Raw genomic sequence first — 22,625 nt, forward strand, 5'->3', positions numbered from 1 at the left:
ATTCGGTTGTTTCTTGGATTGGCACAGGCGAAATTATGACTAATAGACAACAGCATCAGCATGGCGACGCGGTATTTTTCAGATTAAATCCTATTGCGGCTTGCGTAAAGTCGGCAGTCGCGGGCAGTATGCTCATCGCTTTCGTCTCGCCGGTCTGCGCCGAGTTACCGGTGCCCAGCGCGGTTTGGGCCAGCATGGGCGGCGCCAGTCGTTCCGTCATCGGCAATAATATGACCATTAATCAGGAAACCGACCGGGTTATTCTGAATTGGGATAAATTCAACGTCAGTGCCGAGAGTTCCGTCGAGTTTAAACAGCCCAGCGCCAGCGCCATCGCCCTAAACAAAATCGTCGATCCCAGTAAAAATCCCAGCCAGATTTTGGGTTCGGTAACCGCTAACGGCCAGATATATTTGGTCAATAAAAACGGTTTCGTGTTCGGTAGGGATTCCGTGGTCAATGCCCGCGGTTTGGTGGCTTCGACGATGGATGTCAGTTTCGAAAAAACCTTTGATAAAGAAACCATAGGCACTGTCTCCAAGGATGGTCGCGCCGCTTTTGTAGGTTCCGGCGATTATTATCAAAAAAATACCGACGGCAGTTTTAAGCTGGATGCCGACGGTCAAAAAGTCCCCATCGAAATCAAAGTGGAAAGCGGGGCGCGGATTAAGTCCGGCGAGGGCGGCCGCATCCTGGTGATTGCCCCGAGCATCATGAACAAAGGTGATGTGGAATCGCCCGGCGGCCAGGTGATCATGGCGGCGGCAACCGACAAGGTGTACTTGCAGGAAGCTCCTACCGCCGATGACAGAAGCAATAACGACGTGCGCGGCTTGCTGGTGGAAGTCGAAACCGGCGGCAAGGTGGAAAACTTGGGTAACATCGTTGCCAATCGCGGTAACGTCACCTTGATGGGTTTTGCCGTCAAACAAAGCGGCAAGGTGTCGGCAACAACCTCCACCAACGTCAACGGCACTATCCGCCTGTTGGCTAGGGAGGGTTTCACCACCAAAACCGAAGGCGGCGAGACAGTAATAGCCGCAAAGGGGACCACCCGCACGACAGATAAAGGCGATGGTTTGGGGCGTTCCGCACAAGTGACTTTGGGTGTGGGCAGCACCACAGAGATTCTGCCGGAGGTGGAATACATAGAGGAAACGCAAACTTTGGAATCCGGCGAAACCGTCAAGGTGTTGGTAGAAAAAACCGCTGTACCCGGTCAGGTGCAGCCGCAATCTCGGGTCGAGATTATGGCTGATAAGGTGCATTTACAGGCTGGGTCGGAAATCAACGCGCCTTCGGGCAAGGTATCAATTACCGCGACTAAATCGCCGTTAAATCCGGTTGCCGACAACAGCCTAAAAAACGATAGCCGGATCCTGATCGATGCCGGCGCGAAAATCGATGTGTCCGGTACCGATAAAGTCATCCGCACCATGGAAAGCAATGTCTTGGAAGTGGAGCTGCGCAACTTTGAATTGAAAGACGCGCCGTTGCAAAAAACCGGCATATTAAAAGGTAAGACCGTCCTGGTGGACATCCGAGAAGGTACGCCGCTAACCGATATTGCGCCTACCGTGGCGGGGATTGGCCGCACGGTCGCCGAAAGGATGGTTAACGGCGGCGAGATCGCGCTTAACTCCGAAGGCGATGTCATCCTGGAAAAAGGTGCGGTTCTGGACTTTTCCGGTGGCGAGATTACTTATCTGGATGGCTTTATTACCACCAGTAAGCTGCTGGCTAATGGCCGCTTGGTGGATATTAGCGAAGCCGATCCTTTGGTGCCTTACGAGGCGATTTACGGCGAGGTGGTGAAAAAATATCAAAAATGGGGCATCACCAAAGTCTGGAAAATCGACGGTCCATTCACGCTGGCGCGTTTCGAACCGGGTTATGTGGAAGGCCAGGACGCCGGCAGCCTGATGATTCGAGCCAACAACGCCATTTTAGACGGCGACCTGCTGGGTAAAACCACCAGCGGCAGGCGGCAGCGGACGCTGGCCGAGCAGGCCAAAGGCAGCCGTCTGACGGTCGATACCGCGTTTACCCTGAGTAATGCACAGGCCTTGATTTTCTCCGCTGGCGTGCAAAACAGCATTGATTTGGATATCGACGAGGTGTTCCCGGTCGGAAATGACGGCTTGGCCATGGCTTTGGCCGTGGATGCCAACAAGCTCATCGACGGCGGCGTGCATACTGCGGTGTTTAAAACCAACGGTAACATCAGCCTTGCCGAGAATGCGACTTTGCGCTTGGCGGCCGGCGGTAATCTGACGTTACAAGGCGGCGCGATTGACGTGCGCGGCAATGTCGTTGGTGCCGGCGCCACGGTAAAACTGGAAACCGCCGAAACCAACGCGCCTGGGCTGCAAGGTGAGATTAATCTGGCTTCCGGCGCCAAAATAGATTTGCGCGGGGAATGGATTAACGATTTCGCCCAGCCTGAAAATCTTGACGGCAAGACGGTGGCCATAGACGGCGGTACCTTTATAGCCAAGGCCAAGGGTAACGGCGGTGGGGTGTATTTGCGGGCCGGCAGTTTGATCGACATCAGCGCCGGGGCCTGGTTGCACGAAGACCGCAGGCTGGAAGCCGGTAAGGCGCAAAGAAACACCGGCGAGGGTGATACTTTTAAAGAGGGCGGTATTATGTTGGTCGCCGAACCTGCCATAGACAAGGCCGGCGCCAACGTGTTGCTGGATGGTGTCATGCACGCTTATGCCATGCAACAAGGCGGCGGTTTTACCGTAAAAGCCAACGCGGTAGCCATTCGCCGGGAAGAGACGCCTAGCATAGGCGATGGCGGCGTACAGCCTTTGCAAATCGCTACGACGTTTTTCGGCGAAGGCGGCTTTGCCGAGTTCGATATAGGTGCAAACCTAAACGGATTGACGGTGGACGACGGTGCCAATATCCAGCTGCGCCAACAGAACAGAGTACTAAATAACACCTATCTGGAACAGGCTAACGCCGACGGTATCGAAGCATTCTCGGATTTGACGACCTTGTTGCCGGAGCTGCGCGCACCCAGCAAATTGATCTTGCGATCCGACCATGCCGCCGGGATTAATGCCAACAGCAATTTGCTGGTGGCTGCTACCGCAACGATTAACGCCGACGATTTAAGCAGCGTTACGCTGGAGTCCGATTCGTCCCTGGTGCTGGATGGCCGGATCATCGCACATGGCGGTACCCTGGCTCTGGATATTATTCCCGATCAAAGTGAGGTCGATCCGCAGTACCAGCAGAATCAAGGCATCTGGCTGGGTAGCACTGCCCGCATCGATGTGTCCGGCGGCAGTCAAATTACCGTGGACGGCTTGGGCCGGCGTATCGGTAAGGTTTTTGACGGCGGCAAGGTGCTCGTCAATGCGCAACGCGGCTTTTTTGCCTCCCAGGCCGGCTCTTTGATCAATGTTTCCGGTAGCCAAGACATCCTGGATTTACCGGTTAATAGTCCCGCCGCGATAGGCGCGAGTTTTGCCGCCACGCTAGTAGGTTCGCACGCCGGCAGCATCAATATCACCGCCGCCGAAGGCGCGTTCCTGGACGGCGATATGCAAGCCGCCGGCGGCGTTGCGCCCGGCACCTCCGGCGGCAAACTGTCGGTGTTTCTTAACGTAGACAATCGTGCCGATCCGGATGTAGAAAACTCAATCTTTCCGCGCGCGCCGCGCATTTTGAAAATCTCCCAGGAACGCAATGTACCGTTTTCCGCCGTTTTTTCTAAACCCGGCGATTCATTACCCAAGAAAGATTCGCCCGGTGATCGGCTGACCGGCATTGGCTATCTGGCTGCCGAGCAGATTAGCGAGGGCGGTTTTAGCTCTCTGGATCTGGCCGTATCCGGAGAGAAGGGTGAGATTCGGTTTACGGGCGATGTCGATCTGCAACTGAATAACGCTATTGCTTTGGATGCAGTCAATTTCGGTTGGGAGCGGAACACCGCCGCCGATACCGGTAATGTGCAAGTCAGCGCTACCACCGCGACTTTGGGGTCGGATAGCTATCGCGCACCGCTAGTAAAAACCAGCAACGGCGATGGCAGATTGGCGGTTAATGCCGATTTAATCGATTTGGTCGGTGGTTCGGTAACGACCGGTTTTAATACGGTTGATCTCGCCGCCGACGGTGATATTCGCCTGAAAGGTATAAGGATTGATAGTAAGGAATTGGATTTTGTCGGCGAGTTTAAAACCTTTTCCAAGCTTAATTTAACTGCGGCGCAGGTTTATCCCACCTCCTTGACCGAGTTTACCTTGGCGGTCGCCGGCGATCCGAACGGCACGGTGACTTTCAACAAAAGCGGTCATGCAACGCCGGTGCTGTCTGCCTTGGGCAGTTTGACCGTGCAGGGTCCGAATATCGTCCAAAACGGCGTGCTCACCGCGCCATTGGGCGAGATCGTTTTGGAGGCGACAAAATCGGTGACCTTCGGAGCCGACAGCGTTACGTCGGTCTCGGCCAAGGGGCAAATCATCCCGCTGGGCGTCACCCAAGGCGGCCTGGAATGGCTGCTGCCCTTGGCCGGCACTGGCAACAACCTGAACGTGGTTAACCCCGATCTGAAACCGGCAGAAACGGATAAAAAGCGGGTGTTTGAAAGCCCCGAGAAGAAAATAACCGTTAAGGCCACGCAAATCCTTCGGGAAGACGGTGCTTTGGTGGATTTATCCGGCGGCGGCGATTTATTGGGCTTCGAATTTATTCCCGGTGATGGCGGTTCGGTAGATGTTCTTGATACTGATCAGCGCTTTGCGGTCGTGCCGGGTATGTCCGGTTATTCGCCGTTCGACCCCAAATCGTTTCCCGAATCAGGTTTGAAGACTGGCGACAGCATTTACATCGGTGCCGGTAGCGGCCTTGCCGCCGGCTACTACGCCTTACTGCCGGCTCGTTACGCCTTATTGCCGGATGCATTTTTGGTGTCGCCGGTCGCCGGCAGCGCCAATGCCATTCCCGGCACCAGTAGAACCCGGGTCGATGGCGCTGCTGTCGTTACCGGCTACCGCAGCGTTGCCGGAACAGACATCCGCGATCAGTATTGGTCGGAGTATGTGGTCGAAGCCGGCAGCATTGCTAAAACCCGCAGCGAATACAACATCAGCTCGGCCAACCAATTTTTCGCGGATAGAGCGGTAAATAAAGAACTGGCGATTCCGCGTCTGCCGCAAGATGCCGGGCAATTGGTGCTAAACGCCAAAACCCGTCTGGAGCTACCCACCGTGGTGGCCGATGTAGTCGAGGGCGGACGTGGCGGCTTGGTCGACATCGTGGCGGATAAATTGGCCTTGGGCACAACCGCCGCAACCGACGATGTTGAATTGTTGGTTAGCGACCTGGATAAGTTTAGAGTGGATAGCTTGTTGCTCGGGGCGGTGAGAAGCTTTGACGCCGCGACCGGCCACACCAAGCTGGATGTTATTGCCAAGTCAGTGACGCTAGCCCAAAACACGACCTTGAAAGCGCCGGAGGCCTTGCTGGCCGCCAGCGAAACCGTCACGCTTGAACAGGGTGCCAAAATCGAAGCCAGCGGCGCGGTTGCGGATACCGATGGCGATACGGTGCTGGAGCTGAACGGCGACGGCGCCTTACTGCGCGCATCGGCGGGCAAACAGGCAACGATCAACCGAACCGGCGCCAAGGGCTTGAAAGGCGATCTAAACATAAGTGCCGGCGCGGTCATTTCGGCCGGCGCGGGTTCGGTGGCGCTGGACTCGACACGGCGGACCAAAATGGCAGGCGAATTGAATCTGGCCGGCGGTTCCTTGTATCTGGGCGCGGAGACCATCAACCTCGGCGAGACCGCCGGTGTAGTGAACGGCCTGTCGCTGGATAATACTCAGCTCGCACACTTGACTGTTAATCAACTGGTGTTGAGCAGCCGGGGTATGGTCAATTTGTACGGTGAGTTATTGCAAACCGATGCCCTTGGTCAGCCTTTTCAGTTCGGCGATTTACGCATTGATGCCTTGGGTCTGGCCGGTAAAGCCAATGTCGGGAAAACCCTATCTTTGAATGCGAAAACCTTGAGTCTTGCCAATAGCAAGTCTACGGGCAGTGTTTTGGCGGGCGACGGCAGCGGGGTATTGAATATCAATGTGCAACAGCTGCTGCTGGACCAAGGTAAATTCCAGCTGTCGGGATTTGCCGCAGTGAATGTTAATGCCGGCGAGCGTATGTTGGGCAAAGGTGACAGCACCTTAACCGCATTGGCCGACTTGAGCGTGAACACGCCGTTTGTCAGTGCCGAGAACGGCGCTAAAACCATCATCAGTGCCAGCGGTCATAACTTGTCGCTCACGGGTGGCAGCCAGGTGCTAACCGCTTCTACCCAAGGCATAGCTGCGCATTTACTGTTGGAAGCCGATAGCATTGGTTTGAACACGGCTTTGTTGTATCAAACCGGTAACGTGTCCATGAACGCTTTGCTGGGTAATGTGACCTTAGGCGGGAATGCTTTGATTGATGTATCCGGTGCCGTGGCGTATGCGGGTTTAAGCAAACCGGTGAATCTGTCCGGCGGCAAAATCAGTTTGAGTTCTCAACATGGCAATGTCAGCGCCGAAGCAGGCAGTAAGCTACTGCTAAACGCCAGTAACGCCGAGATACTGGCCGGATTGTTGTCCGCGCAAGCCGGCACCGGCCAGGTGCAATTCAACGGTTTTATCGATGCTCATGGCGTCGGTAAGGCCAACGGTGGCCGGGTCGCCGTTGATACCGGCAGTTTGAGTGCGGGCGGCTTTAGTGCTTTAAATGCGGTGTTTACCGCCGCTGGTTTTAGCGGCGCTGTCGAACTGAGAACCCGCAGCGGCGACATTGTGGTTGAGGCTGGGCAAACTGTGAGTGCTAATGCGATCAATCTGAGCGCCGACACCGGCAGTATCAGCATTGCCGGCACCTTGGATGCTGCGGGTGCGAATGGCGGTTCGGTGACTTTGGCGGCGGAAGATCTGCTGACGCTGAATAGCTCGGCGCTGATTCTAGCGAACGCGCAAGCGGCGAACGGCAACGGCGGCAAGGTGAGTTTGTCGTCTATCGATGCGTCCGCCGATGGCGCCGGCATTGACATCCAGCCCGGCGCGCGCATCAACGTTGCAGCGGCTGGAGCCGGCGTAGCGGGCGAGGTGTATTTACGTGCCGACCGCGACGATACCGACGGCGACGGTCTGGCGGACATTAACGTCAAGCCCATTGCCGCAGGCACTATCGTTGGCGATAGCGACGTCACCGTTGAAGGCGCGCGTATTTATCACAACAGCCGTATCGCCTCCGCCGAACAGCAGGCGATGCATAACGATAATCTGGCTTATATGGCCGATTTGGCAGCGGCTAATGTGGCTAACAGCCGCTTTGGCGCCGGTTTTACCATCATCCCCGGCGTGGAAGTTCGCAGTAGCGGCAATTTGACCATCGCCGAAACCTGGGATTTGGGAAAACTCGATAGCGGAGAAGCCTGGCGTTATGGCGCCAATAACGATCTGGTTGGGGTGTTAACGCTTAGAGCGAAAGGCAATTTGTTAATCAATGCCAATTTGAGCGACGGCTTTTCCACCGGGGTTTTGAATTCCGCCAATTTTGGAGCTATCAACGTCAGCGATTATTTGCAAACCGGAGCTTCGTGGAGTTACCAACTGATCGGCGGCGCCGATTTGGGTTCCGCCGATGCAATGACTGTGCTGGCCTCTGCCAGTCTGTTGACCAGCGCCGGCAGCGGCGACGTCAGTTTCGCCAATGATGTCAGCGTGCGGACCGGCACCGGCGATATTGATATTCGCGCGGCGCGTGACTTGGTTTACGGTAATCAAAACTCGGCGATCTACACGGCGGGCCGGGCGGATGTGGATGATGCCAAACGCTGGGGTAGCGGCGGACCGGATTTGGCCGCATTGTTCTACGCAGAATATCCTTTGGACGGCGGCGACATTAGTATTCAGGTCGGGCGGGATATAGACGCCAAACCTAGTGCGCAGTTGCTCAGCGATGCGTTGGTACGTACCGGCGATTGGTCCAACAGCAATCAGCACAGTACGGAATTCAACTCGGAACGTCCGACAGCCTGGGGCGTGGCCTTGGGTATCAGCGACTCAAGTGGCTTTTCTCGTCAGCATCAGCAAAGCGTAACCGCTTTCGGCGGCGGTAATGTCCGCATCAGCGCGGGCGGAAATGTTGAAGACTTGTCGGTGATGATACCTACCACCGGTAAACAGGTAGGCGAGCGGGACACACCGGTGGCGGACGCCACTGTTATCACGTTCAAAACCAATGTGGTGGAAGTGAACGGCGGCGGCAATCTGCAATTGCAGGCGGGTGGCGATATCGCCGGCGGCGTGTTTTATGTGGATGGCGGGGCGGCGGATATTTATGCGCACGGCTCTTTGAAAGCCGGTACCAACAAGGGTTTGAATCCGATATTGGCTTTGGGCGATGCGCAGTTTAATGTCGTTGCCGGCAAGTCCTTGGCCCTGGAAGCGATTGTCGATCCGATGTTCGTGACCTTGCCGGATTCGGTTGATTTGATCAATGCTTCATCGAATCGGTTTTTCCGCTACAGCACCGATAGCAATGTGACATTGACCACGCTCTCCGGCGACCTTGGCCTGGAAAACGACATCGCCAGTTTGAAGAAGGCCACCAATACCAATATCTCCGAAGGCTTTTTGGTTTATCCCGCCGGCCTGCATGCTTACGCACTGAACGGCAATATTGCCGTTGACAAGAGCTTCACATTGTACCCATCGGCGCAGGGTGACTTGGAGTTATTTGCGGCTGAGAATTTAACCGGTAAGGGTAATCCGCGGATTATTTTGAGCGATGCGGAACCTGCGGCATTACCTAGCGCCGCATTGCCCTTCGTCGGGTCTTCCTTAACCGACTTGGACAACGTGCTAAAGGTTCTGGATATTCAGCAACCGCAATCGCCCACCGCGATACATGCCAGCACGCCGTTGCACGCCAATGACCCGAATCCGGTGTTGATCAGTACCGGCAGCGGCAACATCGGCCGTATCGACGATGACATCGTATTCGTATTGGCCAAGCCCGCCGAGGTCAGCGCCGGTAAGGATATTGTCCGCGCCACGTTTAATATTCAACATAACAATGCCGACGCGGTCAGTATCTTTAATGCCGGCCGGGATATTCGTTACACGATCAATATTCACCCCGATACCGGCAATATCATCGAAGCCGATCAAGGCATAGACGTGGCCGGTCCCGGACAATTAACCGCGCTGGCGGGCCGGGATGTGAATTTGGGATCGTCCATAGGCATTACATCTTCGGGCGATCAATCCAACGCCGCGCTGGCGGATGACGGTGCCAACATTACCGTGATTGCCGGTTTGGCTGGCGGTGCACTGAACAGCAACGGCTTTGCCGAAGGGTTTATGCTCAACTCGGGTAAATACGTCCTGGAAAATCAGCGTTACCTGAATTTGTTCGTGCAGGAAATGCGCAGCATCACCGGCGACTCTTCGTTAAGCGTCGATGCGGCCAAACTGGCATTTAACGGGCTTTCCACGGTGGATAAGGCCCGGTTAGACAGCAAACTGTTAAGCGTCGTGCAATCGGTGTTTTTGCAGGAGGTAAAAGCCAATGCCAGCACGCTGGCCAAAGCCACCACCAAACAGGCGCAGGATCTGGCCGAGCTAAAATTGCTGGCTACCATCGAGTCGCTGTTCCCCGGTACCACCTTATTGGCAGGCAATAGCGATTACCGCATTGATGCTGCGAACGGCATTGTAGTTAACGCCGATACCAGCGCCAGTAATATCTTGAATAGTTTGAATGCCGCGCTGCAGCAAAAAATTGAGGCAGAGTTGGCACGGCAGGGTAAAACCTTTGCCAGCGCTAGCGACCGCGAGAAAGACGATGCCCGCGAACTGGTCAGGCCCAAGCTGGGCAACATATCGCTGTTCTTGAGTTCGATACAAACCAAGGACGGCGGCGATGCCAATCTGTTTACTCCCAACGGCGGCATTACCGTAGGCTTGGCGACCGCTGATATTGGTTTGGCAAAGGAAGACGATGAGTTGGGCGTGATCGTAAAAAAACAGGGCGAGGCTAATCTGCTGGCCCGCAACGACATCGATGTGAACATCCAGCGCGTGGTGACTTTGGGTAACGGCAATATTACCGGCGGTTCGACTGAAGGCGATGTCGATGCCGGTCGGAGTGCGCAAACCGCGTTGGCGGCTCCACCCCTTAAAGTCAGTTACGACGCGGCGGGGATGCCGGTACTGGAAGTATCGCCGGTGTTGCAGGGCGGCGGTATCAGAACGGTAGGAGCAGGCGACGTGTTGTTGTTTGCGCCGCGCGGCATCATCGATGCCGGTGAGGCGGGTATTAGAGGCAATAACATCACGCTGGCGGCCACCGCCATTGTGGGCGCGGATAATATTGATGTTGGTGGTTCTGCCGTGGGCGTGCCGGTCGCCGCGACCGGTAGCATCGCCGCCGGTTTGACCGGTGTCAGCAATGTGGCGGCCGCGGTCGGCAAATCGCTGGATAGTACCGGCAACGTTGGCAAGGATGCAGCCGAAAAACTGGCTAAGGCAGCGGCCAACACCTTGGGTATCTTGAGTGTGGATATTCTGGGTTTTGGTGAATAGCCGGCTGTCTTGCCATTCAGGCTGACAATGGCTGAATTGCCCGTGTTCGCAGCGGGCAGTGGGCGTGTCGGCCTGCGCTAAATCGGTCGGATTAATACTATTTTTTCCCGTTTTTTCGATTCTTTCCCGCCCGTCATAATCATGTAAAAAAACGTTGGGATAATCCAGTTTATGTTTTGATTTGAGAGTGATCATGAAACGGATTGTGTTTTTAGTAGCGGCCCTGTTGGCGATGCCCGGACTGGCGCAAGCTTGGTGGAACGACGATTGGGGTTATAGAAAGAAAATAACCATAGACGCCCAGCAATTGCAGCAGGGCGGCGTGACGCCGGTAGCGGAAGGCTTGGTGCTGGTGCGTTTGCATACCGGCAATTTCAGCTTCTTCGCCGATTTGGGCGAAAACGGCAAAGATTTACGCTTCATGGCCGGCGACGACAAAACGCCGCTGAAGTTTTACATAGAGAAAATCGATACGGTCAACGAAATGGCTTTGATTTGGGTGAAATTGCCCAAGGACATTGCTACGGCCGATGAGCCGATGTTCTGGATGTATTACGGCAACCCCAAGGCTGTGGATGCTCAGGAATCTGCGGGGATATTCGATGTGGCTCAGGCTGTCGCCTATCACTTCGAAGCCGGTCCGGTTAAAGACGCTACGGCCTATGCCAATCAACCGGCCACCGCTACCCAAACCGTTGTGGAAGGTGGAGCCATTGGCGAAGCGGGCGGTTTTAACGGTAGTCAATCGATACGCATTGCGGCAACCCCCGCGATTCAGATGGCCGTCGAATTTGGCTGGACCGTTTCGGCATGGGTCAAAATTGATCAAGCCCAAACCGACGGGGTGATATTCGCGCGGGATGGGCTGATTTTATCTGTTAGAGGTCAAACCCCGGTTTTGGAGGTTAATCGCAAGCAGTTGGTCAGTTCCGCCGATCTGAATTTGGCCACTTGGCAATACTTATCGGTCGCCGGTAACAAGGACGGTTTTACCTTGTATGTGGACGGTAAACCGGTGGGCATCCTGCCGGCCAGCGTGCCTTCGCTGTTGGGTGATATGAGCATAGGCGCGGCAGTGGATGGTTCGCGTGGCTTGGTCGGTGCCGTTGATGAATTTGGTATTGCGAAGGTCGCTCGCGATCAGAATTACCTGCAATTCGCGGCAATGATGCAAGGCCAGTCGTCGGCGTTGTTGAACTACGGCGAAGACAGCACGCCCGACAGCGAAGAGGGCGGCGAATCCTATTTGATGTCTACGCTGGATAACGTCACCGTGGACGGCTGGGTCATCATCGGGATTCTGGGGGTGATGTTTATCGTCAGTACCTTGGTGATCGTCAGTAAGGCGATTGTGTTGAACCGTACCCGCAGTGAGAACAAGAAATTCGAAGAGGCTTTCAGCCAACTGGGCGCCAAAAATATCAGCAATCTGGATCACCAGGACGAAGACGGTCAGGAAGATTATGACGAATCGCCGTTGTTGCTGTCCTTGACCGGCAATCATGCGGCGTTTGCGGGTTCATCGATCTACCGGATTTACCACGTCGGCGTGCAGGAAATGAATAAACGTCTGGCGAAAAGCGTGGGCGCTGAGGCGGCCGACCAGGGCTTGTCCGCCCAGGCTTTGAATGCGGTAAAGGCCTCAATGGACGGCGTGTTGGTGCGGGAACTGCAAAAACTCAACTCGCAAATGGTGTTGTTGACCATCGCGATTTCCGGTGGACCGTTCCTGGGGCTGCTCGGCACCGTGGTCGGGGTCATGATCACGTTCGCGGCGATTGCCGCCAGCGGCGAAGTCAACGTCAACGCTATTGCGCCCGGTATCGCCGCGGCTTTGGCGGCGACCGTTGCCGGCTTGGGCGTGGCGATACCGGCGCTGTTTGCCTACAACTATCTGGGCAGCATGATCAAGGCCGTGACCGCCGACATGCACGTGTTCGTCGATGAATTTGTCGCCAAACTGGCCGAGCAGCATAGCTAATTAAACTTCGTAGGGTACGCAATGCGTACCTTGCCAAAGTCTGCCGGTATGCGTTGCGTACCCTACGAAAACCCGAGAATATTCAATGAAAGTTCAAGAAGAAAACGCAGCGTACGACGAAATCAACGTCACGCCTATGCTGGATTTGGCTTATGTGTTGCTGGTGGTGTTTATTCTGATGACCACGGCAGCCGTGCAAGGCGTGCAGGTCAATCTGCCCAAGGCCAGCAATACGCCCAGTTTGGCCAAGCCACAAACCAAAGCCATCACGGTGACCGCCGACGGCACACTGTTTCTGGATACATTTCCGGTGACGATGGAGCAGCTGGAATCGACACTGATGCAATACAAGGCCGCCAATCCGGAATTGCCGGTGGTGGTTAAAGGGGACTCCACTGTCCAGTATCAAAGCGTCGTCGATATTTTGGCTTTGCTTGGCAAACTGGAAATCACCCAGGTCGGTCTGGTTACCCAAAATCTGACCAAATAAAGCCTTGCGACATGTCAAAGAAGAAACATTGGCGGGTTTATATTCCAATGCTCATCGCTGCCGTAATCGCCGCTATCGCGATTTTTTACGTCGTTAAAATCATTATGGAGTTCGTCGACAAAAAGCCGGCGAAAAACGAGAAAAAAATTCAGCCGGTGACCTTATTTAAACCGCCGCCCCCTCCGCCGCCACCGCCGAAAGTCGAGAAGCCGCCCGAGCCGGAGATCAAGGAAAAAATTAAGGAACCCGATCCGGAACCCGAGCCCGAACCGGAACCCGAGCCAGAACAAGCGCCGCCGCGCGATCTGGGTCTGGATGCCGAGGGTACGGCCGGATCGGACGGTTTTGGTCTGGCGGCCCGCAAGGGCGGCACCGGCCTGTTCGGCGGTGGGACCGGTAACCCGTTTGCCTGGTACGGCGGTTTGGTCAAGAACGGCATTCTGAACATTCTCAGCAGCCATGAAGAATTGCGCCGCAAGGGCTATACCGCCATCGTCAAGGTCTGGCTGAAAGCCGACGGCTCGGTGGAGCGAGTCGAATTGGCCAAGGGCAGCAACGATGCGGACATCGACGAATTGCTCAGCCGTTTATTAAACAAATTCGACCGAGTCGCGGAAGCACCGCCACCGGGTATGCAGCAACCGATCAAGTTAAAAATTTCATCACGTATTTAAGTATCCACAGGTAAAACAATGGCGAATAAGAAACAGCTGATGGCCTTAGCGCTATCGGGGCTGATCGGCACCGTGCAGGCCGGAGAAAAGGAAGAGTTGCTGAAACTGCGCAATACCACCACCAATTTGATCAAGCAATTGGTCAAACAAGGGGTGATTACCGACAAGGCTGCCAACGAGATGATCAAACAAGCCGAAGTCGAAGCCGGCCAGCAAGTGGCCGAAGCCAAGGCCGCCGGTGCCAAGGAAGCCGTGCCGGCCGATGAAGTGCGGGTGGCTTATGTGCCGGACTTCGTCAAAGACGAGATTCGTCAGCAAGTGCGCAGTGAGCTGCGCGAAGAAGTGGTCGGCGATGTGATGCAAAAGGCCAAGAACGAACAGTGGGGCTTGCCTAATGCGTTGCCGGAGTGGACCAGGCGTTTCAAGCTGTCCGGCGATATTCGTTTACGTTCTCAGCATGAGATGATGGCCAAGGAAAACATCGCCAATTCTTATATTGACTGGCAGGCGGTTAACGAAAGAGGCGGTCTGAACGCGGCGGGTGTGGATCAATTCTTGAATACGACTACCGACAGACAGCATTTTCGCGAGCGCTTGCGCTTGGGCATTGATGCAACGATTACCGATGGTATGAAAGCCGGTGTGCGTTTGGCGACGGGTAATCAACGTGACCCGGTATCTACCAACCAGTCTTTGGGCTTTACCGGACAAAAATACGATTTCACCGTGGACCGGGCCTATCTGCAGTACGATGCGATTGACGACAATAAATTCAAATGGCTGACCTTGTCCGGCGGCCGGATCAAGAACCCCTGGTATACCGGCGGCGGTGAGTTTACCGGCGGTAGCGAATTGGTGTGGGATACGGATTTATCTTTCGAAGGTTTTGCCGGCACCGTGCGCCACCGTTTGGGCGGATCGGACAGCTTGATGGCTAACGACGACCACACCCATTCCGTTTTTGCGACAGCCGGGGCGTTTCCATTACAAGAATCGGCGCTGAGCAGCGATAAATGGTTGTTCGGCGGTCAAGTCGGCGTGGATTGGGGCTTTGTCAATCAAGATAATTTAAAGGCCGCGTTGGCTTATTTCGATTACGTCAACGTCGAGGCTAAGCAAAATACCAGCGTTTTAGGCACTTGCGATCTCAATACGCGCGGCAACACTGCTTCGCGTCCGGAATTCATGCAGGGCGGCAATACCTTGGCGTCGATTTGCCGAGAAGGCACGGGGGCTTTGGCTTCCAATCCGGGCATGGTCGGTTTGGCGTCTGATTACAATATCGTCAACGCCAATGTTTCGTATGAAATGACTTTGTTTGCCCCTTACCATCTGCGCTTGAGCGGCGACTACGCTAAAAACGTCGGCTTTAATAAAGCTGCGGTCAGCCGGATGCTGAACGGTACGGTGGTTGAGGGTAAAACCAACGCCTGGCAGTTTAGGGCGGATTTCGGTTGGCCAAGAGCCGAAGTGGCCGGTCATTGGAATGTGTTTGCTGCCTATAAGTACGTGGAGCGCGATGCGGTATTGGATGCATTCACCGATTCTGATTTCCACCTCGGCGGTACCAACAGTAAGGGCTGGTTCATCGGCGGTAACTATGGCTTGATGAAAAACGTTTGGTTGACCGGCCGCTGGTTGAGTGCCGATATCATCACGGGACCCCCTCTTGGTATCGATGTGTTGCAGATCGACGTCAATACGCAATTCTAGGTAGGTTGCCGATGAATATATTTCCGAAAGTGGCCGTATTGTTTGTGCTTATTGGCAGTAGCTGGTCCACCAGTCAGGCCGCGCCGCGTGAGGCTGCCAAGAACGATGGCGCTGTTTTAAAGCTGCAAGCGATGGTTAAAAGCCTGACTGCCGAACGCGATGCGGCAAAGGCCGAATCGGCCAAGTTAGCCGAGGAGTTACAGGAGCTTGAGCAGTTGAAAAAAGCCCATTCGGCGGCAGTGGCGGCCAAGGAGCAAATCAGCAGCGAGTTATCCGCGCAGCGAAATGCCAATGGTGAGGTGCGCGAGCGTTTGGAGAAAAGCAATGCCAGACTCTCCGACGTGATGGAAAAGCATAAGGAATTGAGTCAGGCTAAAGCCGATTTGCAAGCGCAATTAACGGCATTAACTGCCAAGCAGCAAGCAACCGAGCAGCAATTGGGGGTTTGCGATATTCATAATGTGAAACTTTACGAGGCCGCCAAGGAATTGCTGGAACGCTACGAAAACAAAGGCGCACTGGCTAGTGTGTTGCAGAATGAAGCCTTGCTGCAATTCAACAGTGTGGAAATGGAAACTATCGTCCAGGAATATGAGGACAAGTTGAACGCCGGTAAATATCAAAAACAATCTGCTGCGGATAGCGGCACAGCGCCGGCTGGCGTCCAATAGTTTCTCTACTCAGGTGCGGCAACATGCCGCACCTCGACCCTAGCTGATTTACCGAAAGCCTTAAGGCTTGGTCGCGTAAATAAGTTAAAATCCCAAAAAGCGGCGCTCCATCATGGCGGCTACATAATCAAATGCACGAATTATCGAGAGACTAATGACAACGAAACAAAATTTTTTAAAAAATCTAGGCATTGTTGTGTTATCGACCGGCTTGGTGGCCTGTAACGGCGCCGATGAACGGAAAGCGAAATACATGGAAGAAGGCAAACAGCTATATCAAGCGGGTGATTATGAGAAAGCGTTGCTTGCCTATAAAAACGTGCTGCAAATCGATCCCAAGGACTGGGAAACTCACTTCCAGATTGCGGAAGCCCTGAGTAAACAAGGCAAAATCGAAAATGCCTTTAAGGAATACAGTACCGTGGTTGCCGGCAATGAAAATCATGTGATGGCGCGGGTGCGGGTTGGTCAGCTGCTGTTATTAAATCGCGCGGTAGACGATGCGGAAAAAATGGTCGGCGAAGCTTTAGCGAAGGAACCGGACAATGTTGAGGCTTTGGTGTTGTTCGCCGGCGTACAAGCAGCCAAAAATAACAGCGATGGCGCGATTATGACGGTGGAGCGCGCCTTGAAAAACAGTCCGGACGATGTGCCGGCGACCTTGATGATGGCCTCGATTAAAGCGCGTTTAGATAAAGTAGGCGAAGCGATTGCTTTGTTGAAGCAAACTATTGAAAAGAAGCCGGATAATGTGGCGTTGCGCAGCATGCTGGCCGGTTTGTACGCTAAAAACAATCAGATTGCCGATTCAGAGGCCATGTTGTTGGAAATTGTCAAACTGGAGCCGCAGCAATTACAGCATTACCGTACGTTAGCCTTGTTCCAAGTCGGTACCAAACAAGTCGATAAAGCCGAAGCGACTTTACGCGATGCGGTTAGCAAATTGCCGGACAACGATACCGCCAAAACTTATTTGGTCGACTTCCTGTTGGAAAAGCGCAGTCCGGAAGTGGCGATTGCAGAGCTGCTACCGATGATAGAGCAAAAGCCGCAAGCGTATGAGTTGAAATTCAAACTGGCGAATATCCAGCTTGCCCAAAAGCAAGTCGATAAGGCCGAAGCGACTATGAAAGAAGTCGTCGATCAGGATAAATTGGGACCCAGCGGCATCACCGCACGAAATAAATTAGCGGCTTTGTATGCAATGACCAAGCGCGGCGACGAGGCTAAGGCCTTGATCAAGGAAGTGTTGGATAACAATCCGCGCGATGCCGAGGCTTTGACGCTGCGCGGTCAGTTTGCTTTGGGTGAAAACAAAATTCCCGACGCAATTGCCGATTTTCGCTCGGTATTGGTTGATCAACCCAACAATATCGGTGTGTTGAAAATGCTGGCCGCAGCACATCTGCGCAATAACGAAGAAGAACTGGCCAGAGAAAATATGGAAAAAGTGGTGGCCGTCGCACCGGGCGATGAGACCGCCCGGCTGGATTTGGTTGGCTTGCATATGAAAGCGGGGCACCAAGATCAAGCCAAGCAGCAGCTTGAAGCACTGATGAAAGCCAATCCGAAAAGTCTGAAAGGCTTGGAGGCGCTGTTTAAAATGGAGTTGTCGCAAAAGCATTGGGATAAAGCGCAAGAGATTGCCAAACAGGTGCAACAGTTATCCGATAAAGACGCCACCGGCTTTTACATGTCCGGCTTGGGCTATCAGGCGGAAGGCAAGCTGGAAGCCAGCACCGAAGCCTTTCAACAGGCCTTGGCGCGTAAGCCGGATGCGATTGAGCCTTTGACCGAGATGGTCAAAAGCTATTTGGTATTGAAGCAGTCGGATAAGGCTATCGGTAAATTGCAGCAAGTCATTAAACAGCAGCCCGATCATTTCGTTGCTTACAATTTGCTGGGTGGTGCTTATCTGAACGAACAGAAATTTGCCGAAGCAAAAACAGCTTACACAAAGGCTTTGAATATCAAACCGGAGTGGTATAGCCCTTATCGGAACTTGGCCTTGATCGAGTTGGCACAAAAAAACCAGGCCGAGGCCATCAATATCTACAAAAAAGGGATTGAAAAAACTAAAGGGGCATTGGAGCTGGTCGACGACTTGGCGCGTTTGTATCATCGTGACGGTCAGCATGAGAAGGTGCTGGCGCTTTACGAAGAATCTTACAAACTGCATCCGGATTCGGTGGTGGCGGTTAACAATCTGGCCAGTTACTTGTCGGATTTTTCCGCCGGTCCGGATAGTTTGGAACGGGCAGCCAAATTGGCCGAACCTTTATTGCAAACCAATAATCCCAATATGATGGATACGGTTGCTTGGGTGGCCTATAAACAAAGCAATTACGATAAGGCTAAAGAGATATTGTTGAAGGTGATTGAACGCGATCCGCAATCGCCGATCAGTAATTATCATTTGGGTATGGTGTATTTCAAGCAAAACGATCCGGTTAAAGCCCGCGAATATTTGCAAAAAGCGGTCGATAAAAAAGTGGAGTTCGATGGCTTGAATGAAGCGAAGGATGTTTTGAGTAAACTCTGATAGGAAATGTAGGGACGTGGCTACCGCAGGTAGCCACGTCAGACCGGCTTAAACCCCGGTATAGCCGATTTTAATGTCGGTGGCTTTATTGAATACTGTCCCCAGTACGTTGGTGTCTTTTAACAAAGAGGCCGCGTGCTTCAATTGATCCGTCTTGGTATGCCCCTCGTCGATCACCAACAACACGCAATCCACATAAGGCGAAAAACCCAGTGTATCATCGTGCGACAGGATCGGCGGCATATCGAAAATAATGATACGCGATGGGTAACGGCTTTTCAGTTCGTTAACCAGTCGTACCATTTTCGGTGAGCGCAACATCTCAGTTGAGTTGAATAAAGGTTTGCCGGCCGGCAGCACTACCAGACGCTCGATGCCCGGATTAATCAGCATGGAGCTTAACTCGGTGTCGTTCAACAAATAATCGCTAAGACCTGCGCCCGGCTGAATGCCGAATAATTGATTAATGCTGGGATTTTGGAAATTGGCATCCACCAGCAGGGCTGTGCGGTCAAGTTCCATCGCCATGCTGATGGCTAAATTTGCGGCTGTTAAGCTATTGCCGGTACCTTCGCTGGGGCTGGTGATAGCCATGGTTTTCCATTCCATCGCATCCATTTGCTGCAAGCAGCGGGTGCGTAGCATGCGGTAGGATTCCAGCCATTTTCCAGGTAACGCTGCGGAAATAATCCGGTTTTGCTTCAGTAAGTTTTGATCCGGAGTGTGCACCCGCGTTTTGGTGTAAGCGATGCTGACTTTGTCGCCGGGTTGATTGGCTAATCCGGCTGCGGCTGGATTACTTTTTTCCACGAGGTTTTCAATGGGGTTCATGAATTTTCCCTTAAATGATTAATTGCCCACGACACGTAGTAATTTGTACCAAAATACATCTAGCGGCATGACGATAAAATGAAATGCGATGACAGCCAGAACGCCGGCTATTGCCATGCCTATCAACAACAGCCGTCTTTCGTTTCTATGTGCTTGATGTTCCCTCTGGCTTTCGAAATAAGGTATCGACGCCAAAGGTTCCACACCCAGAATCGCCGCGACCGCTTTTGGGCTATTAACGGTCGAGTCCAGCATTTCGGTCAATGCCACCGCCCCTAAGCCGCTCGCCACCGCCAACACCATGCCCAGTACCATAATCGCAATTCGATTCGGGCTAACCGGTTGTAATGGTTCTTGGGGGGGGTCGATTAAAGTAAAACGCTCGCCTTTTCTTTCCATTTCCAATTGCTGCGAGATTTGCGCTTCCATTTCTCGCGCACTCACTTCACGGTAGCGCAGATTGGTATTGTCCAGATCCTGGATCAAATCCATGTATTCTTTTTCAACCAATGGCGATTGGCGTAGGCTTGAGCGTAACTCTTCCATTTTGCTCTGTACGCGACTACGTGTGAAATTCAACGATTCGATTTCGGTATTCACTGAAGCTAGTTGCGATTTCAAGGTGATATAGGCCGGGTTATCCGGTTGAATACTGGCATTGCTGTAGTCGCTTTGTTTCGCGCTAGCCAGGCTTTGTTGCAAGGCGCTGATTTGTTTTTGCAGTTTCACCACGTCAGGGTGTTTGTCCGAATACTGTTTCAACAACAAGGCCAATTCTGCTTTTCTGTCGGTTAGTTCGCCGTTCATCGCATTCAGATCGGTGTTGGAGCCGATTTCTTTTTGCAATGAGTCGATTTCCCGTTTGATTTTAATCACATCGGGATGGTTCGCAGAATGGTTGGATAACACCGATGGATATTGCGATTGTAGTTCCTTCAAACGGTCTTTCATATCGAACACCCGATTGCCCACGGCGTTGGTAGCCATGGTGTTGGGATCGATTTGCGCCAGTTCGCCTTCAAGGTAATAACGCCTATCTTGCAGCGTTCGTTCTTGGCTATCCAATTGCAATAACTGATTGCTCAAGGAGGTCAGTTCTTGCTGATTCATGGCACTGATTTGCGGCAGTTGGTTCAGGTTCTTTTCCTTGAACGTAGCTAAGTTTTGTTGAATTTCCTGGATTTTGGCTTTCAGGCGCTTTGATTCCTCACTCAAAAACAATGCTGCATTTTCCGCAGATTCGGTGCGTGACTTGATGTTTTCTTTCAGGAACAAGGAAGTCAATTCGTTAGCGACTTTTTGCGCGAGCGCGGGTGATTTATCGTCAAATGTTAGCGTAAAGGCTATCGTAGCTTGTTGGGCAGGGCCGCTTTTGTTATTGGCGACGTCGGCACTGATGGTTTCGACTTTGATGCTTTTACGCATTTTTTCCAGAATGACTTCTTCCGGCTTTTTTTGCCGTTCCTCGGCATAGAGATCGTATTTCTTGATGATTTCCGTCAAATTCGGTCGGGTCATGATCCGTTGGCTGATCATCTGAATCCGCTGGTCGGCGAAGGTGGTCACTGTGGAATGCACCAGTTCGGCGGGGATTTCTTGCGCCTCGATCAGAATGGTGGAAGTAGAGCGGTAAACTGCCGGTAACAGCACTGCCAAAACGATGCTGATCAGCGCAATGATTAGAAACGGAATAACTAAAAACCGTCTACGTCGTTTGATGATTTTTAGATAGTCCTTGATGTCGATGGCTTGATTTTCCACGCTATTTCACCTGACGATTGATTTGCGGTTGATAAGAGAATTGTAGTTGTACGCTGTCGCCGGTGATGGTCTGGTTGTTTGATTCATACACTTGCTGGCGATAGCTATAAGACAGATCCAAATTGATTTCCGGCGTCCAGCGCCATTGAACATTCGGTGATAGGGTAATAAATGTGCGGTTATTGCTTCTGCTGGTATCGTTACTAAATGTGGATATCGATTCAGATAGCAAGTAATTGGCGTTGATACCGGTGGATAAGCGCTCCGTGAGATTGTATCGGCCTCGGGCTGAAAAGGTGGTTGAGGTTTGTTGCTGACCGGTGCTGGCCGGGTTGAGCTGTTGTCCGGCACTTAAGCTGAAGTCACCCCAGTCGCTTTTACGAGCCAAGCTTGCCGAAAATACGTTGCCTATGGTGTTTTTGGATAAGGAAGACCGACTATTAAGCTCTGGCGCAGGGTTTGACGAGCTGGTGAATTGAGTGCTGTCAGTTGTTGTGTCGCGAATCCCAGCTGAAAATGCTAATTGGGTCTGCTCGTCAAATAGATATTGCACACCCGCCTGGTAAGTGAACGTAGTCGATTTTTGGCTGAAACCTGTTGTTATTGGCGCGGTTTGATAAAATCGCAATGGTACAGGAAAAGGAAAAGGATTGAAAAGACCGATTCCTGGACTCTCGTTTGCCGATTCATACACCGAATACGCACCTGTCAGGTTAAATGACAAGCGTTCGGTGTAGGCATGGCTGGCCGTTGCCGAATATTGCTGGAAACTATAATCCGAGTAATTAATGTTATTTATCAGGTTTTGCGCTCTGTCAAACGCCACATCCTGGTAGCTATAACCCAATTGTAGAGAGCTTTTCTCGTTCAAGTTATAAGTGACAGTTGGGGAGACTGATTTGGTGTTCCGTGGTACGAGAAGTTGCACGCCACCTGCTTCGTTGATCTGTGTTGGGTCGATTACTGTAGGGTCAAGTTGGTTATTAATCGAGGATTCTTCCGCATAGCTTGCTGCTAGATCGGTTTTTAAACGCTCGCCCTGATATTTGTGGCTGAGGTTGACTAGTTTTTCGGAAAAATCCAGCGCCGAGTCGCTACTGTAAATCAACTCATTCCACTTAAAACGGGTATTCAATTCGTTGTCGTCGGCAAGATAGCCGAACATCACACCTGGAGAAAGGGTGCTGATAAAATTGCTATGCTTTGGATGAATCTGCATGCGTACATTATCGTCAAAGCGCTCCTTAAAGCTAAACTCCGGTTTGAACAGCAAATCCAGCGCATAGCCATCGGTGCTGAATAAAACCAACGCAGGTAGCAAAAAATCCGTTTTTATCTTCATAGATAGT

Annotated in this window: 10 protein-coding genes; 7 read left to right on the top strand and 3 right to left on the bottom strand. The window is 52.8% G+C overall.

The annotated features are described in order from the left end of the window. The first annotated feature begins 35 nt into the window (after nt 1-35). The 7 genes from JL719_RS08750 (at nt 36) to JL719_RS08780 (ending at nt 18,684) form a co-directional block, all read left to right on the top strand. Complete coding sequence (locus tag JL719_RS08750; protein ID WP_033159016.1) at nt 36-10,613, top strand: filamentous hemagglutinin family protein; 10,578 nt, start codon at nt 36-38, stop codon at nt 10,611-10,613. 193 nt (nt 10,614-10,806) lie between these two features. Next, nucleotides 10,807-12,594: a DUF2341 domain-containing protein gene (locus tag JL719_RS08755; RefSeq protein ID WP_033159015.1), complete on the top strand. Its 1,788-nt coding sequence runs from the start codon at nt 10,807-10,809 to the stop codon at nt 12,592-12,594. A gap of 85 nt (nt 12,595-12,679) precedes the next feature. Then, nucleotides 12,680-13,084: an ExbD/TolR family protein gene (locus JL719_RS08760; RefSeq protein ID WP_033159014.1), complete on the top strand. Its 405-nt coding sequence runs from the start codon at nt 12,680-12,682 to the stop codon at nt 13,082-13,084. Nucleotides 13,085-13,095: 11 nt separating this feature from the next. Next, nucleotides 13,096-13,758, top strand: a complete 663-nt coding sequence (locus tag JL719_RS08765; protein WP_033159013.1) for an energy transducer TonB — start codon at nt 13,096-13,098, stop codon at nt 13,756-13,758. Between the two features lie 18 nt (nt 13,759-13,776). After that, nucleotides 13,777-15,471: a putative porin gene (locus tag JL719_RS08770; RefSeq protein ID WP_033159012.1), complete on the top strand. Its 1,695-nt coding sequence runs from the start codon at nt 13,777-13,779 to the stop codon at nt 15,469-15,471. An 11-nt stretch (nt 15,472-15,482) separates the two neighbouring features. After that, nucleotides 15,483-16,142, top strand: a complete 660-nt coding sequence (locus JL719_RS08775) for a hypothetical protein (RefSeq protein WP_033159011.1) — start codon at nt 15,483-15,485, stop codon at nt 16,140-16,142. A gap of 154 nt (nt 16,143-16,296) precedes the next feature. Beyond that, nucleotides 16,297-18,684, top strand: a complete 2,388-nt coding sequence (locus tag JL719_RS08780; RefSeq protein ID WP_033159010.1) for a tetratricopeptide repeat protein — start codon at nt 16,297-16,299, stop codon at nt 18,682-18,684. Between the two features lie 48 nt (nt 18,685-18,732). Here the strand turns inward: JL719_RS08780 and JL719_RS08785 are convergent, their stop codons facing one another. From JL719_RS08785 to JL719_RS08795, 3 genes are read right to left on the bottom strand one after another with little or no spacing between them, the layout of a single operon-like run. Then, nucleotides 18,733-19,515: a CpsD/CapB family tyrosine-protein kinase gene (locus tag JL719_RS08785; protein WP_033159009.1), complete on the bottom strand. Its 783-nt coding sequence runs from the start codon at nt 19,513-19,515 to the stop codon at nt 18,733-18,735. 18 nt (nt 19,516-19,533) lie between these two features. Beyond that, a complete protein-coding gene (locus tag JL719_RS08790; RefSeq protein ID WP_033159008.1) occupies nt 19,534-21,276 on the bottom strand; it encodes an LPS biosynthesis protein in 1,743 nt (580 codons plus the stop codon). A gap of 1 nt (nt 21,277) precedes the next feature. Next, nucleotides 21,278-22,618, bottom strand: coding sequence for a porin family protein (locus JL719_RS08795; protein WP_033159007.1), 1,341 nt, complete (start codon nt 22,616-22,618; stop codon nt 21,278-21,280). Nucleotides 22,619-22,625 lie beyond the last annotated feature (7 nt).

The organism is Methylomonas sp. LW13 (assembly GCF_016865255.1).
Lineage (GTDB): Bacteria > Pseudomonadota > Gammaproteobacteria > Methylococcales > Methylomonadaceae > Methylomonas.

Excerpts from the sequence above, each read along its gene's own strand:
- JL719_RS08755 (WP_033159015.1), top strand. The coding sequence starts at position 10,807 with ATGAAACGGATTGTGTTTTTAGTAGCGGCCCTGTTGGCGATGCCCGGA.
- JL719_RS08775 (WP_033159011.1), top strand. The coding sequence starts at position 15,483 with ATGAATATATTTCCGAAAGTGGCCGTATTGTTTGTGCTTATTGGCAGT.
- JL719_RS08750 (WP_033159016.1), top strand. The coding sequence starts at position 36 with ATGACTAATAGACAACAGCATCAGCATGGCGACGCGGTATTTTTCAGA.
- JL719_RS08780 (WP_033159010.1), top strand. The coding sequence starts at position 16,297 with ATGACAACGAAACAAAATTTTTTAAAAAATCTAGGCATTGTTGTGTTA.
- JL719_RS08795 (WP_033159007.1), bottom strand. The coding sequence starts at position 22,618 with ATGAAGATAAAAACGGATTTTTTGCTACCTGCGTTGGTTTTATTCAGC.
- JL719_RS08785 (WP_033159009.1), bottom strand. The coding sequence starts at position 19,515 with ATGAACCCCATTGAAAACCTCGTGGAAAAAAGTAATCCAGCCGCAGCC.
- JL719_RS08770 (WP_033159012.1), top strand. The coding sequence starts at position 13,777 with ATGGCGAATAAGAAACAGCTGATGGCCTTAGCGCTATCGGGGCTGATC.
- JL719_RS08760 (WP_033159014.1), top strand. The coding sequence starts at position 12,680 with ATGAAAGTTCAAGAAGAAAACGCAGCGTACGACGAAATCAACGTCACG.
- JL719_RS08765 (WP_033159013.1), top strand. The coding sequence starts at position 13,096 with ATGTCAAAGAAGAAACATTGGCGGGTTTATATTCCAATGCTCATCGCT.